Raw genomic sequence first — 13,618 nt, forward strand, 5'->3', positions numbered from 1 at the left:
ACTGGAAAAGACCGCACCGAGGAAATAGCTGCGAAAGCGGCACTTTTCAGCAGCCTCTGCGTGTGATACGGTACCGTATCAACATCGCTTTGAACTGTGCCAAGCACGCAAACGGAGGCTGGCATGAGAGGGATCGCGGGCGCCGGTATTTTCGCTCTGGCGTGGTTGTTTCAGTTGATCGGGTCTGCGAATGCACAGCCGGCTGTCAATGTCGGCTGCACGGCATCGGCATCGGCTGCGGGCACGCAAGTGTGGCGCTGCGACAACGGCATCACCATCGTTGCGGAAAACGGCGCCAGATTTGAACTTAAGGACGCCAACCGCGACGGACATATTGACTCCGTGGAGTTGAGCAGCAAGGCGCTGCTGATCGAGGTGCCCAAGAAGCCCGGCGGCAATCCCTTCAAGGTGCTGACGCCGCAGGCGATCGCCGCAGTGCGCGGGACCAAATGGGCCGTCGATGTCGCTGAGGCCAAGACCGCGGTCTTCGTTGCCGACGGCCGTGTCGGTGTGAGCCGCAGGGCTCGTGGACGCGGCGTCGTGCTCGGACCGGGCCAAGGCGTCGATGTCGAGGCAACGGGCCCGTTGACCGTCAAGACCTGGGGCCAGCCGCGCGTCGACGCGCTGATGGCAAGACTGGGTCAATAAGGCCTGGACAATTAAGGCCCGCGCAGCAACGCCCGGGCGACAAAGAAGATTGCAGTACGTAATGACTAGACGCGTTCAGATCCTGGTGGCACTCGTCCTCACCGCGCTGTGGGGTGCCGGCATCTATGCCGGCCACGCCAACGGTCATCTGCGCTTTCTCGATCGGCTCGAGGCGACGCTGACGGATTGGCGGACCCAGGTCCGCGGCGTGCAGGCTCCGCCCGATCTCGTCACCATCGTCGCAATCGACGACACCGTCGTGAAACGCGGCGGCAGCTATCCGCTGCCGCGCGCCGATCTCGCGCGCGTCGTCGACACCATCGTGCAGTTCAAGCCGAAGGTCGTCGCGATCGACCTGCTGCTGGTCGACCGCAGCGCTGCGATCGGCGACGCGACGCTGGCCAACACGCTCGCCACTGGTCCCATGGTGCTCGCCGCCGCGGCGATCTTCCCGACCGCCAGCGAGACCGTGGAGCCGGGCACCCAAGGTCCCCTCGCCGCGCTGCCACAGGCCGAGCGCTTCCTGCTGCCGCTGCCCGCCTTCGCCGATCACGCCGAGGTCGGAGTCGTCAACGTCGCGACGGGGCAGTCGGGCTCGCCACTTTCGGTGCCGATGCTGTTCCGTACCCGTGACAAGGTCGAGCTGTCGTTTCCCTTGCGGGTCGCGGCGCGCGCGCTCGACAAACCGCTGACGATCGCGCCGGATCATCTCATGCTCGGCGATCGCGCGGTGTTAACCGACAGCGATTTCGCGCTGCCGATCACCTATTACGGCCCGCGCCGCACCATCCGCACCGTCAGCGCGCAGAGCATCTTCGACGGCACGCTCAATCGCGCGGCGATCGAGAACCGCATCGTCGTGATCGGCGCCGCGGTCGCCGGCGGCGGCGACTTCTATCCGACACCGTTCGATTCCCTGATGCCCGGCGTCGAGGTGATCTCGACCGCGATCACCCATCTCGTCGCCGGTGACGGCATCGTGCGCGACCGCAAGGTCCACATCGCCGACGCGCTTTTCGCGATCCTTTTGCCGATGCTGCTGGTCGGCCTGCTCGCCTGGCGGCGCAGCGCGCCTGGCATTGTCGCGGCCGCCGCGGTGATGATCGCCTGGGCCGGGCTCAATCTGTTCGCCTTCACGCACGGCGTTTGGCTGAACGCCGCGACGACACTTGCCGCCGCGGTGCCGCCGGTCGCGGTCTTTGCCGGCGTGCAGCTGTGGGCCGGCAGCCGCCGCACGCAATATTTTGCCGCCAAGAGCAGGTCGCTGGCGCAATTCCAGGCGCCCGCCGTGCAGGAATGGCTGACGCGCGATCCGAATTTCCTGTCCAGGCCGGTCCGGCAGGACGCAGCGGTCGTCTTCATCGATCTCTCCGGTTTCACGACGCTCAGCGAACGGATCGATCCGGACGAGCTGCAGCATCTGCTGAGGGGATTTCACGCGCTGATCGACAAGGCCTCGGTCGATTGCGGCGGTCTGATCACCGGCTTTCTCGGCGACGGCGCCATGATCCTGTTCGGACTGCCACACGCGATGCCCGACGACGCGGCGCGCGCGCTGCAATGTTCGATTGACCTGTATCGCAGCGTCGATCGCTGGATCGTTTCGCTGCCGCCTGCCCTCCGCGGCCAGCTCGGTTTCAAGATCGGCGTGCATTTCGGTCCGATCGTCGCCTCCCGCCTCGGCGAAAGCCACCAGCACATCACGGCGACCGGCGACACGGTCAACGTCGCGAACCGCTTGATGGAGGTTGCCGCCCAGAACTGTGCGCGGCTCGCGCTCAGCGATACGCTGCTGGATGCGGCCGACTTCCACGGCGCTCCCGACGGAATTCTGTCAGGTCCCCTGCTCACGCAGGTCCGCGGCCGCTCCGGCGTCGTGACCGTCTGGTTCTGGCGCGACCAGAACGGGCCGAGCCAGGCCACCGCCAGGGCCGAGATGATCGACTGATTTTTGGGGCCGCCTACCGCGCTTCCGGCGGCGCCGAGCGGTCGAGCACGTCGCCCTTGGCGCCTTCGAGCAGATCAATGCCGTAGGTCTCGATCACGAGCGGCCCGCGCTTGCGCTGCAATTGCGCAATTTGCGTCACCTTCGCGAAGAGCTCGTCGAGGGCGGGATGGCCGTCCGGGCGCAGCTCGTCGACAGCGATCAGCTTGCCGGCAAGCAGCTTTGGATCGGGCTCGGGCATGTTGACCCAGCGGATGCGCTGGTTCTGCTGCAGCACGCAGGTGCCGCGCGGCAGATAGAAGGCGAGCCAGCCCGTGGTGCCGTAGTCCTGCGCGAGCACGCAGGTCGCGCCACTGCGCGCGCGCACCGCCTCGATCTCGGCGGCGAGCTCGCGCCAGCCGACGCCGACGCTGCGCACCGTCGCGTCGCGGCGATAGCCCGACAGCCAGCCGGTGTTGGCCTGCACGATCAGCGCCGCAAACATCACGATGCCCACGGGCGCGGCCCAGCGCAGGCAGAAATCCACCAAGCGGCGCGCGCGTGGTTGCCACGGCACGAGATTGGCGGCGGCGGCCGCGGCAACGATGAAGGGCGGATAGACCGGCGCGAACCAGTTGGCCTCGACGCGGGCATGCAGCGAATGCCAGACGAAATAGACGACGATGGTCCAGAACAGCGTCTCGATCAGCAAACGCGAGGCCAGCGCGCCGGCCCGGCGCCAGGTCAGCGCGTGCAGGCCCATCGCGCCGAGGATGAAGACCAGCGGCGTTGCGAAGGCGATCTGGGTCGGGATCAACTCGGCGATGAAGATGGGACGGAAGTCCTCGATCTTCGCGCGGCCGAGCTGCTTTACGAACGAGACCCATTGATGATCCGCATTCCACAGGATCACCGGTGAGAACAGCGCGAACGCAACGAGACCGCCGAGATAGGGCCAGGGCGAGAGGAACCAGCGCCGCAGTTTCGGCACGGCCGCAAGCCAGATCAGGATCGCAGCGCCAAAGAACATCGTGGTGTATTTCGACAGCAGCGCCGCGCCGACCGCCGCGCCGACGGCGAGCCACCAGACGCCGCGGCCGGTCTCCAGCACCTTCGCGAGGAAGAACAGCACGAAGCTGGAGGCAACCAGTAGCGGCGCATCCGGCGTCACGATCAGCGTGCCGACCGAGGCCATCATGGTCACGTTGAGCAGGATGGCGCTGGTCGCAGCCACCCGCGCGCCGCCGAACAGGATCGCGGCGGAGCGGTAGATCGCGTAGCTCATCGGCAGTGCGAGCAGGATCGAGAACACGCGGACGCCGAGCTCGGTGTCGCCGGCGATCATGGTGCCGGCGCGGATCACATAGGCGACCATCGGCGGGTGGTCGTAATACCCCCCGGCGAGGTTCTTCGACCACATCCAGTAATAGGCTTCGTCGAAGGTGATCGGCGTGAACGCGGCCGCGACCAGCCGCAAGCCGACCAGCGCGACGATCACCAGCGCGGTATTGCGGACAATCCGCGCGTCAGCCCCGCCCATGTCGAGCTATTTCTTGCGCCAGACGAACAGCCCGGACATCGCGTAGTTCCACACCACGCCCATCAGCGCGCCGGCCATGCCGGCCAGCCACCAGATCGGCTCCTGGTCGTAGACCGAGAAGGCGACGCCGACATTGGCGAGCAGGCCGACACTGCACACGATGTAGAAGGCGATCAGGCCGCGCAGCAGCGCAAAGCCCTTCAGCCGCTGGTCGCGATAGGTGAGGAAGTTGTTGAGGGCGAAGTTGCTGGTCATGGCGACGACGGCGCCCGCGGCCTGCGCCTCTGCGAACGGCGCCTTGAACAGCTGAAGGGCGATGAACAGCGTGGTCAGATGCACCACGAGGCCGATGCCGCCGACCATCGCGAACAGGATGAAGCGCAGCGAGACGGCATCGTTGGTGAACTTGGCCAGCACCAGGCCGAGAAAATCCAGCGCGACCATGGAATCGAGCTTGCTCTCGCCGTGCTGGCGCTCGCCGAACGTGTAGGGAATTTCAACGGCTCGCAAGCTACCGTTCGCGCTCGCGACGAGGTCGAGCAGGATCTTGAAGCCGTGCACCGACAGTTTCGGAGCCAAGTCCTCGAAACGGTCGCGGCGAACCATGAAGAAGCCGCTCATGGGATCGGCGATCTCGACCCGCAGCGCCTTCCTGGCGAGTTCGGTCGCCAGCGCGCTGGCGCCGGCGCGCTGCTTGTTGAAGCCTTCGCTCTTGTAGCCCTCGATGTAGCTGCTGCCGACGACGAGATCGGCCTGGTCGCTTGCGAGCAGCAACAGCATCTTCGGCAGTTGCGTTTCATCGTGCTGGAGGTCGGCATCGATCACGGCCACATAGGGCGCGCTGGAGGCCAGGATGCCCTCGATGCAAGCGCCCGACAGGCCACGGCGGCCGATGCGGCGGACGCAGCGCACGCGGTTGTCGCGCTGCGCCAGCGCGCGCACGACGTCCCAAGTGCCGTCGGGCGAATTATCGTCGACGAACACGACTTCCCAGGCGACGTTGGCGAGCGTCGCCTCCAGCCGCCGGTACAGCACCGTGACGTTGTCGCGCTCGTTGAACGTCGGGACGATGACCGACAGTTCCGGCGCCTCTTGAGCCTGCGGGGGAGTGCCGGAGCCCGGTCTGATCGCTTCATTCATGACGGCAGCGTATATCCGCCGCGTCCTGCGCTGCCAAGACGTTGCGCTGCCAAGATCTACCGAGCTGGGGGTCTGTGGGGAAAGGCCCAAAAAGGGCCCAAAAATGCCAACGACCCCGGAACGGCGGACCGCGCGTACATCCGGCGCAAGCCCAAGCTATTCCAAGGTCGTTCCAGCGCCGGAGGTTTCACTCAACGTCGCCGTTAGAAGCTAAATAGGTACGGCAAAACCGCTTCGCAAGGGGGCATAGCGGCTCTTTTTCAGACCCTTGCTAGTTCGGGACTTCCTTGATCACCGGCCCACGCGGCACGGGGGCGGCCGGGACAGCGGGCGCTGCGGCCGGAGCCGGCTCGGCCTTTGCCGGCCTGGGCGGCTTGCCGTACTGGCCGATCGGCCCCAATACGACGGCGACCGCAAGCACGACCGCCGCGACGATCGCGCCCAGAATGCCACCCACCGACTCAGACGACATGGAAGCCCATCCCTGTTCCAGATCCCTCCAGTGATACCATGGATGCGCGCGGAGCTGGAAGAGCCCCCGCGAAGGGGCGAGTAGCGAATGGCTCGCCGCTAATGAGGAGCGCCGGCTTACGTGCCCTCTTCGCGATTGGCCATTCGCCACTGCCCTACTTTGCGGGCGGCCTGTGCTTGACGAAGGCCGTCACGATGTCCTTCTGCGCCGACTCGACCGCCCTGTTCGCGGTGGCGAGATGGGCGCCGGCATCGATGTTCGGATATTGCGTGGTGAGATAGTCGAGCAACGCCACCCGGTAATATTGCCGCTCCGACGGACAGGCGCCCGCGACCGAGCGGCCGAAATCCTGTTCCGACATTCCCTGATTGGAGTCGCGCGAATATTCCCGCGCCAGGCAATGCCAGTAATCGTCGCGGCCCTGCAGGGCGAGCTTCTGCGCACCCTTGGCATCGTCATCATCGTCGGCCATGGCACCAAACGTCATGGCAGCAGATGTCATCATGACGAGCGCCGCTCCCACCATCAGCATCCGCATTCTTGTTCTCCTTTTGCGCGGGTCCCGTTGCGACCTTAGACGGGACGGCGCAACTGGCCAATCACATCTGGTTTGATTAGGATGAGGTCCCTCCCCGTCGATGCGAGACCCTCCCGTGGCCAAAGCAAAAACCGCGTCCAAAAAATCCGGCAACATTTTCATCGGCGTGGGCGGCTGGACCTTCGAGCCCTGGCGCGGCGTGTTCTACCCGGAGAAGCTCACGCAGGCCAAGGAGCTGTCCTACGCCGCCTCGAAGCTGACCTCGATCGAGATCAACGGCACCTATTACGGCTCGCAGAAGCCGGAAAGCTTTCGCAAATGGGCCGGCGAAGTGCCCGATGGTTTCGTGTTCTCGGTGAAGGGACCCCGCTTCGCCACCAACCGCCGCGTGCTCGCCGAGGCCGGCGATTCCATCAAGCGGTTCTATGATTCCGGCGTGCTGGAACTCGGCGACCATCTCGGACCGGTGCTGTGGCAGTTCGCGCCGACGAAAAAGTTCGACGGCGCCGATTTCGGCAAATTCCTCGAGCTGTTGCCGCGCAAGCTCGAGGGGCACGCGCTGCGCCATGTCGTCGAGGTCCGCCACGACAGCTTTTGCGCGCCGGACTTCGTCGCGCTGATCCGCGAGTTCGAGACGCCCGTCGTGTTCGCCGAGCACGGCAAATATCCGGCTATCGCCGACGTCGCCGGCGATTTCGTCTATGCACGGCTCCAGAAGGGCAATGACGAGATCAAGACCTGCTATCCGCCGAAGCAGCTCGATGCCTGGGCCAAGCGCCTTCAGGACTGGGCCGAGGGGAGTGAACCCGACGATTTGCCGAAGGTCGACAAGGCCAAGCCGAAGAAGGAGCCGCGCGACGTGTTCGCCTATGTCATCCACGAGGGCAAGGTGCGCGCACCGGCCGGCGCCATGGAACTGATCGCGCGGGTGAGCTGAGGATGGTTCATGGCAAAGGCGAAAAAGCTCTTCACCATCGGTTATGAACAAACGCCGCCCAAGGCGGTGCTCGACGAGCTGGAAGAGGCCGGCGTCAAGCTCGTGGTCGACGTGCGCGCCGTGACCTCTTCACGCCGGCCCGGCTTTTCGAAGAAGCAGCTTGCCGCGGGCCTCGATGAGCGCGGCATCGCCTATGTCCATCTCGCCGCGCTCGGCACGCCGAAGGAAGGCCGCCTCGCCGCGCGCAGCGGCCAATACGATGTGCTGGAGAAGATCTATTCAAAGCACCTGAAGACGCCGCAGGCCCGGGAAGAGATGGACGAGCTCTCGGCGCTGGTGATGAAGGCCGGCCCGGTCTGCCTGCTCTGCTACGAGCGCGATCACACCCATTGCCACCGCCAGATGATCGCGGAGATCATCGAGGAGCGTGATGGCGTGGCGGTGAGGAATCTGGCGGGGCGACAGGTGTAACGGCCTACGGGCGGGGAGCACGACTTTAACCGTAGCCGTCATCCTGAGGTGGCCGCTTCTTCAGCGGCCCTCGAAGGACGACGGCGTGCCCCGATGTAGCATCTCGGCCGTGCATCCTTCGAGGCTCGCAAGGGCTCGCACCTCAGGATGACGGATCTGGCGCGAGCTCGTCTTGGCGCGTGGAGAGAGTTCACCCCTCACCCGCCAACTCGAACGTCCCCTCCATCATGTGCACGCAATGGCCGCCGACATAGGCATTGAGAAGGGCGCCGCCCTCCTTTTCCACTGTCGTCCGCAGGATGCTCGGCCGGCCCATGTCAAAACCCTGGCCGATGGTGAGCTTCAGCTCGCCGTCGCGGAGTGGATCGAGCGTGGCGAGCAGCGCGGCGGCGGCGACCGTTGCGCTGCCGGTGGCCGGATCCTCGGCGAAACCGCTGGCACCGCGCATGAACATCCGTGCCTGGAGGTCGCAAGGCGCCTGCGCCGCCGCGATATCGCGCGTGTAGAAATAGATCGAGAACGCGCCGTCGCGCGGCAGTGTCCGGCCGAACGCCGCAGCATCGGGCGCCGCCCGCCGCAGCGCGTCGCGCGAATGCAATTCCGCGACGACGAACGGCGTGCCGACGCCGACGACCTCCGGCACATGACGATCGGTCCTGATGTCGTCCGCGGTCAAAGACAGGCACGCGGCGACCTCGGCGGCGGACAGCTTTGCAAGTCGCGCCAGCGGCTGCGGCGCGGTCAGCTCGGCGCCGACGACCTTGCCCTGCTCCCGCCAGATCTCGACCGGCACGATCCCGGCTTTCTCTTCGAACAACATCCGCGGCCAGGGCTCATTGCTGCGCCGGGCCAGCACGAAAGCGGTGCCGACATTGGGATGACCCGCGAAGGGAAGCTCCCTCACCGGCGTGAAGATGCGGACCTCCGCGTCGTGGCCGGGGTTGCGCGGCGGCAGCACGAAGGTCGTCTCGGAATAGTTGAACTCAGTCGCGATCGCCTGCATCTGCTGCGTCGTGAGCCCGCCGGCATCCAGCACCACGGCGAGCTGGTTGCCGCCGAAGGCGCGGTCGGTGAACACGTCGACGGTGATGTAGCGGCGCTGCATCTTCACTTCCTCATGAAACTCGCGGCCTCAACCGGCCGCATCGCCGGCAGTCTACAAGCCGGCGACATCGCTCGTCATGCCCCAAAATTCGGAGCATTCGGAGCAATCGCGCGAGGAGATCAGAAGGGAGAATCAGAAGCGGAACAGCTGATGCGGCGATGCGAGCACCTGGGCGCGCTCGCTGTCATCGACGATCAGCGCATCGAGAAACTGCCGGTTTTTCGCGTAAGCCTGCGACGCCTCGAACTGCGTGTGCGGCCAGTCGCTGCCCCACAGCAGGCGGTCGAGGCCGTAAGCCTTGCGCAGCAGCGGATAGGCCTCCTTCGCAAAACTCTCGCCGCTCGCGCCGTTGCGGTACGGCGCCGAGATCTTGACCCAGACATTTCGCGTCGCGCCAAGCTTCAGCACCGGCTCGAAGCCGGGATCGGCGACGCCGAGTTTCGGATCCGGCAACGCATAGTGATCGAGCACGACGGTGACGCCATGATCGAGCAGCTGCGGCGCCAGCAGTGCGAGGTCGGACGCGTTGCGCTGGAGCTCGACTTGCCAGCCCATCGATTTCACGTTTCCGAGCAGCGCCTTCCATTCGCCGGCAGCGAGATCGGGCAAGGGCTGACCGACCAGATTGAGGCGCATGCCGACGACGCCGGCGCGATCGAGCGCGCGCAGTTCATCCGCGGTCACGGAAGGATCGACCACCGCGATGCCACGCAGGCGTCCGCCGGAAGTCTTCAGGCTCTCGACCAGATAGGAATTGTCGGTGCCGAGAAAGCTCGGCTGCACCAGCACGCCATTGCTCATGCCATTGCGGTCGAGCTGCTCCAGATAGAGCGCCAGCGGCGCATCGTAATCTGGGGCATAGCGCCGGCCGGGCGCGAGCTTGAGGCCGCGGTGGAAGACATGGGCATGGGTATCGATTGTCGGCAAGCTCGTCTCACTCTTCGCTCGGCTCGCGACGGCCGTGGCCGACACGAGGGATACAAGGCCTGTGCCGAATTGGCGGCGCGTCAGGCCACGCTCGCGGGATATCATGGTGACTGCTCCCCATCCGGCGTCAGGCGCGCGTCGCCGCGGCTTGTTCGAAAACCTTGCCGCGGGTTTCGGGCAGCAGCACCACCGCGATCAGCACCAGCGAATAGGCGAAGGCCGCATCGATGCCGATCGCCGGTCCGAGCCCGATATGGTCGCTGAGATAGCCCACGAGGAAGGGGAACGCGGCGGAGACGATGCGGCCGAAATTGTAGCAGAAGCCGACACCGGTGCCGCGCACGCCGGCCGGATAGAGCTCGCTGAACAGCGCCGCCATGCTGGCGGGAATGCCGGCCGAGAAGAAGCCGAGCGGAAAGCCGAGCACCAGCATCTCGCCGTTGGTCAGCGGCGCGAAGATGTAGATCAGCACGGTGACGATGCAGGCGCTGGCGAAGAAGGTGACATTGGCCCTGCGGCCGATGCGGTCGCTGATGATGCCGCTCGCGATGCAGCCGCAGAAGAAGGCAACGATGATGACTGCGAGATAGCCGCTGGAGCTCAGCACCGACAGATGCCGCACTTCGCGCAAGTATGTCGGCAGGAACGTGGTCAGGGCCGCGTAACCGCCGTGGGCGCCGATGCCAAACAGGCCTCCGATCAGCGTCGAGCGCAGCACGTCGCGATGGAAGATGCCCGAGAGCGTGGCGAAGAATGGCGTCTTGTCGGCTGCGACCGCGCGCGGCGGCTCCTTCAAGCCGCGGCGGATGAAGATGATGAGGAGCGCGGGCAACAGCCCCAGCGCAAACAGCAGCCGCCAGGCGATGTCGGCGGGTGCATAAGTGAACACGATGGCCGAGAGCAGCACAGCTGCGCCCCACCCCACGGCCCAGGCGCTCTGCACCGAGCCCAGCGCCTTGCCGCGATGCTCGGGGCGAATGATCTCGGCCATCAGCACCGCGCCGCAAGCCCATTCGGCGCCGAAGCCGAGGCCCTGGATCGCCTTCAGGATCAGAAGCTGGGTGAAGGTCATCGCGAACGCGCAGGCGAAGGTCGCGAGCGCAAAGGTCGCAACGGTAATCTGAAGTGCCTTGACGCGACCAAAACGGTCGCCGAGTGCGCCGCCGAGCCAGCCGCCGAACGCGCCGAAGAACAGCGTGACCGAGCCAAGCAGGCCAGCGTCGGCCTTGCTGATGCCGAACGCCGCGATCAGCGCGGGGATGGCGAGGCCGAACATCTGCACGTCGAGCGCATCCAGCGCCCAGCCGCCAAAGCTTGCCCAAAACGTCCGCTTCTCAAGCGGCGAGCATTCGCTGTACCAGTTCGACATTGTTTCCCCCTGAATTCTTTGTTGTTTGATGTTTGGTGCTGGAAGCCGCCGCTCTCAGCGGATCTCGGCGTGGTAGCGGAACCGGTCGGCTGGCCCCCGCGACCTGCGCCATTCAATCGGCTGCCGCTCCAGATCGAGCGCGAGGCGCTCGATCACGATCAATGGTGCGTGCGCTTCGAGGCGCAGCAGGCGCGCCTGCATCTCGTTGGCGGTTTCGACCGTCAGAATTTCCTCGGCCGACACCACCACCTCCCCGCAGCGCTCCTCGTAGAGCGGATAAAGCAGGTCGCCGAATTCGGCGGTGTCGATCTCCAGGATCGGCGCGAAGCGCGATTGCTGGAGCCAGATTTCTTCGGCGAGCAGCGGTACATCGTCGATCAGGCGCAGACGCGACAGGCTGATCACGGGCTCGCCGACAGGGATGCGCAGCGCCGACGCAACGGCCGAATTCGCCGGAACGCTCTTGCGCCGGATGATGCGGCTCTTCGGCACGCGCCGCTCGCCGCTCTCGGACTGGAAGCGGAAGAAGCGGAATAGCGAGGAGTTGAAGCGCGCCCGCCGCACGAAGGTGCCGCGGCCCTGCTGGCGCTCCAGCACGGCATCCGCAACGAGCTGATCGATCGCTTTGCGCACGGTGCCGATGGCGACGCCGTAATGCGCCGCAAGCTCGGCCTCCGACGGGATCGGCTCGCCCGGCCGCCATTCATTGCGGTTGATCCGCACGGCGAGGTCGTCGCGCAGGCGCTGGTAGCGTGGCAGGCGGTCGTCGTGCGGGGCCGCATTCATATAGTCATATAGATGACTAGATGAGATAGGAGTCAAGAACTACCATAGTACCGCAATCGAGAAACCGGCGATGCCCGCGGGGGACGCGAGGTCGGGCCGGTGGACGTTGCCAACCCGACCTTGCCTTGCGCGTTAATTCGCTGCCCTCGGCGTGCAGGGCGGCTGCTTGTAGGGCGCTGAGGCAAACGCGCCCTGTGCCGGAGCCCTCACGCAATCCGCAGCCGCCAGAGGCGAGGCGCGCCGCGGGGCGACGTCGCGAGCGGCTGCGGCCTGGGTTTGATAGACGGCGGCGGCGATCAGGGCGGCCGAGACAAGGGTCAATCGGGTCATGGGTTCTCTCCGCGTGGCAAACGGAAGCCGAGAGGTTTCGGCGTCCTGACAACATGAGCGGAAATCGCCGTGAGATATTTCATCACGCGCCTTCAACGAAACGCGAGCACCCTCACCCCAGTTGAAACACCGCCACCTTGTGCTCGTAGCCGCGAACCGCGACCTCGCCGAGCGCGACGGCGTCCTCACCGTCGTCGCCGAGCGCCTCGCGGACGGACGCGGAGATCAGGAGGTGCGAGCCGAACTCCTTGTTGAGTGCCTCCAGCCGCGAGGCGAAATTCACGGTGTCGCCGATCACCGTGTACTCCTTGCGCCGGGGCGAGCCGATATTGCCGGCAACGACCTCGCCGAAATGGATGCCGATGCCGATCCGCAGCGGCCAGCTCGTTTGCGCGTTGATGCGGTCCATCGCGGCCAGCATCTCGCGGCCTGCGGCAACCGCGCGGTGCGCGGCGTCGGAGGCCTCCAGCGGCGCGCCGAACAGGGCGAGGAAGCCATCGCCCAAAAACTTGTTCACGATGCCGCCCTGACGATCGAGGATGTCGACCAGCACGGCGAACGCACCGTCGAGCCGGTCAACCACCTCCTGCGGAGTGCGCAACCGCGCGCTGGCGGTGAAGCCGCGGAAATCGACGAACATCACCGCGACGCGGCGAAGGTCGCCGCCCGCGCTGGGCCCCGCCGCCATCAGCCGTTCCACCACCTGCGGCGAGACGTGCTGGCCGAACAGGTTGGTGACGCGATCACGCGCGGTGGCGGCCGCGATGCTCGCGGCAAATTGCCGCCGCAGCCGCGCGCCGACGGAGCCGGCGAGCACGCCGCAGATCAGGATGATGGTGCTGCGCACAGCGTGAAAGTAGATCAGCGGTTCGCCAGCGTCGCTGGCCGAATTGTAGTACAGCGCGACGGCCAGGAGTTCGGCCGCGGCCACAAATCCCGTGAAGGTGGACAGCCAGAAATCGAGCCGCAGCGTCGAAAGAATGATGAAGATGAAATAGGCCAGTGGCAGCACGAAACCGAGCGCGGGCCCGGCGCCCATGCTGCGAATCTGCAGAATCAGGATGATCGTCGGCAGCGACGTTTCGATGAGAGCGCCGATATAGCGCCTGATCACCGGCAGGTCGCGATCGAGCTTGAGGTTTCGCCTGATCTGGCTGTGGACCCAGACCTCGAAGAGGATGAAGCCCCCCAAGAGCATGTATTCGCGGACCAAGCCCTCCGTCCCGCGCCAGACCCGGTTCACGATGGCAGGGTCGATCAGGTAGGTTGCGGTGAGGAACAGGATCATGACGCAGCCCGTCGTGATCAGCGCCCTCACCCGCAACAGCTCGGTCCGCAGCACTTCTCGCGTCAGCTCGCGCTCGAACTCCTCCGACATCACGGCATGTTGCCGGGTCTTCCTGCTGGCAAACCTGACCATTTCTCCCCTCG

General features: G+C 65.7%; 14 protein-coding genes. 4 read left to right on the forward strand and 10 right to left on the reverse strand.

From position 1 onward, the window contains the following. Positions 1–123 precede the first annotated feature (123 nt). Both IVB46_RS03465 and IVB46_RS03470 read left to right on the forward strand, forming a co-directional pair. Positions 124–648, forward strand: coding sequence for a FecR domain-containing protein (locus IVB46_RS03465; protein ID WP_247309448.1), 525 nt, complete (start codon positions 124–126; stop codon positions 646–648). A 61-nt stretch (positions 649–709) separates the two neighbouring features. Then, positions 710–2,596, forward strand: a complete 1,887-nt coding sequence (locus IVB46_RS03470) for an adenylate/guanylate cyclase domain-containing protein (RefSeq protein WP_247309446.1) — start codon at positions 710–712, stop codon at positions 2,594–2,596. A 13-nt stretch (positions 2,597–2,609) separates the two neighbouring features. Here the strand turns inward: IVB46_RS03470 and IVB46_RS03475 are convergent, their stop codons facing one another. From IVB46_RS03475 to IVB46_RS03490, 4 genes are all read right to left on the reverse strand, one after another. After that, positions 2,610–4,112, reverse strand: coding sequence for a glycosyltransferase family 39 protein (locus IVB46_RS03475; protein ID WP_247341984.1), 1,503 nt, complete (start codon positions 4,110–4,112; stop codon positions 2,610–2,612). 6 nt (positions 4,113–4,118) lie between these two features. Continuing rightward, a complete protein-coding gene (locus IVB46_RS03480; RefSeq protein WP_247341988.1) occupies positions 4,119–5,252 on the reverse strand; it encodes a glycosyltransferase family 2 protein in 1,134 nt (377 codons plus the stop codon). Between the two features lie 271 nt (positions 5,253–5,523). Continuing rightward, a complete protein-coding gene (locus tag IVB46_RS03485) occupies positions 5,524–5,724 on the reverse strand; it encodes a hypothetical protein (protein ID WP_071912499.1) in 201 nt (66 codons plus the stop codon). A gap of 154 nt (positions 5,725–5,878) precedes the next feature. Continuing rightward, positions 5,879–6,262 (reverse strand): hypothetical protein, encoded by a 384-nt coding sequence (locus IVB46_RS03490; RefSeq protein ID WP_247309439.1) that lies wholly within the window; start codon positions 6,260–6,262, stop codon positions 5,879–5,881. Positions 6,263–6,362: 100 nt separating this feature from the next. On the opposite strand from IVB46_RS03490, the gene IVB46_RS03495 reads away from it, so the two are divergent. Together IVB46_RS03495 and IVB46_RS03500 are read left to right on the forward strand one after the other, a co-directional pair. After that, positions 6,363–7,199: a DUF72 domain-containing protein gene (locus IVB46_RS03495; RefSeq protein WP_247309438.1), complete on the forward strand. Its 837-nt coding sequence runs from the start codon at positions 6,363–6,365 to the stop codon at positions 7,197–7,199. Between the two features lie 9 nt (positions 7,200–7,208). Continuing rightward, positions 7,209–7,670: a DUF488 domain-containing protein gene (locus IVB46_RS03500; protein WP_247309434.1), complete on the forward strand. Its 462-nt coding sequence runs from the start codon at positions 7,209–7,211 to the stop codon at positions 7,668–7,670. A gap of 190 nt (positions 7,671–7,860) precedes the next feature. Here IVB46_RS03500 and IVB46_RS03505 read toward each other — a convergent pair whose 3' ends face one another. The 6 genes from IVB46_RS03505 to IVB46_RS03530 form a co-directional block, all read right to left on the reverse strand. Further along, on the reverse strand, positions 7,861–8,775 hold the full coding sequence (locus IVB46_RS03505; protein ID WP_247309432.1) for a PhzF family phenazine biosynthesis protein: 915 nt from the start codon (positions 8,773–8,775) through the stop codon (positions 7,861–7,863). A 132-nt stretch (positions 8,776–8,907) separates the two neighbouring features. Beyond that, positions 8,908–9,807: an amidohydrolase family protein gene (locus IVB46_RS03510; protein ID WP_247309430.1), complete on the reverse strand. Its 900-nt coding sequence runs from the start codon at positions 9,805–9,807 to the stop codon at positions 8,908–8,910. A gap of 22 nt (positions 9,808–9,829) precedes the next feature. Beyond that, positions 9,830–11,071, reverse strand: a complete 1,242-nt coding sequence (locus tag IVB46_RS03515) for an MFS transporter (RefSeq protein ID WP_247341991.1) — start codon at positions 11,069–11,071, stop codon at positions 9,830–9,832. A gap of 54 nt (positions 11,072–11,125) precedes the next feature. Continuing rightward, a complete protein-coding gene (locus tag IVB46_RS03520; protein ID WP_247309426.1) occupies positions 11,126–11,857 on the reverse strand; it encodes a GntR family transcriptional regulator in 732 nt (243 codons plus the stop codon). A gap of 132 nt (positions 11,858–11,989) precedes the next feature. Further along, positions 11,990–12,187 (reverse strand): hypothetical protein, encoded by a 198-nt coding sequence (locus IVB46_RS03525; protein ID WP_247309424.1) that lies wholly within the window; start codon positions 12,185–12,187, stop codon positions 11,990–11,992. A 112-nt stretch (positions 12,188–12,299) separates the two neighbouring features. Next, on the reverse strand, positions 12,300–13,607 hold the full coding sequence (locus IVB46_RS03530) for an adenylate/guanylate cyclase domain-containing protein (RefSeq protein WP_247309422.1): 1,308 nt from the start codon (positions 13,605–13,607) through the stop codon (positions 12,300–12,302). Positions 13,608–13,618 lie beyond the last annotated feature (11 nt).

The sequence above is a fragment of the Bradyrhizobium sp. 61 genome, from assembly GCF_023073075.1.
Lineage (GTDB): Bacteria > Pseudomonadota > Alphaproteobacteria > Rhizobiales > Xanthobacteraceae > Bradyrhizobium > Bradyrhizobium barranii.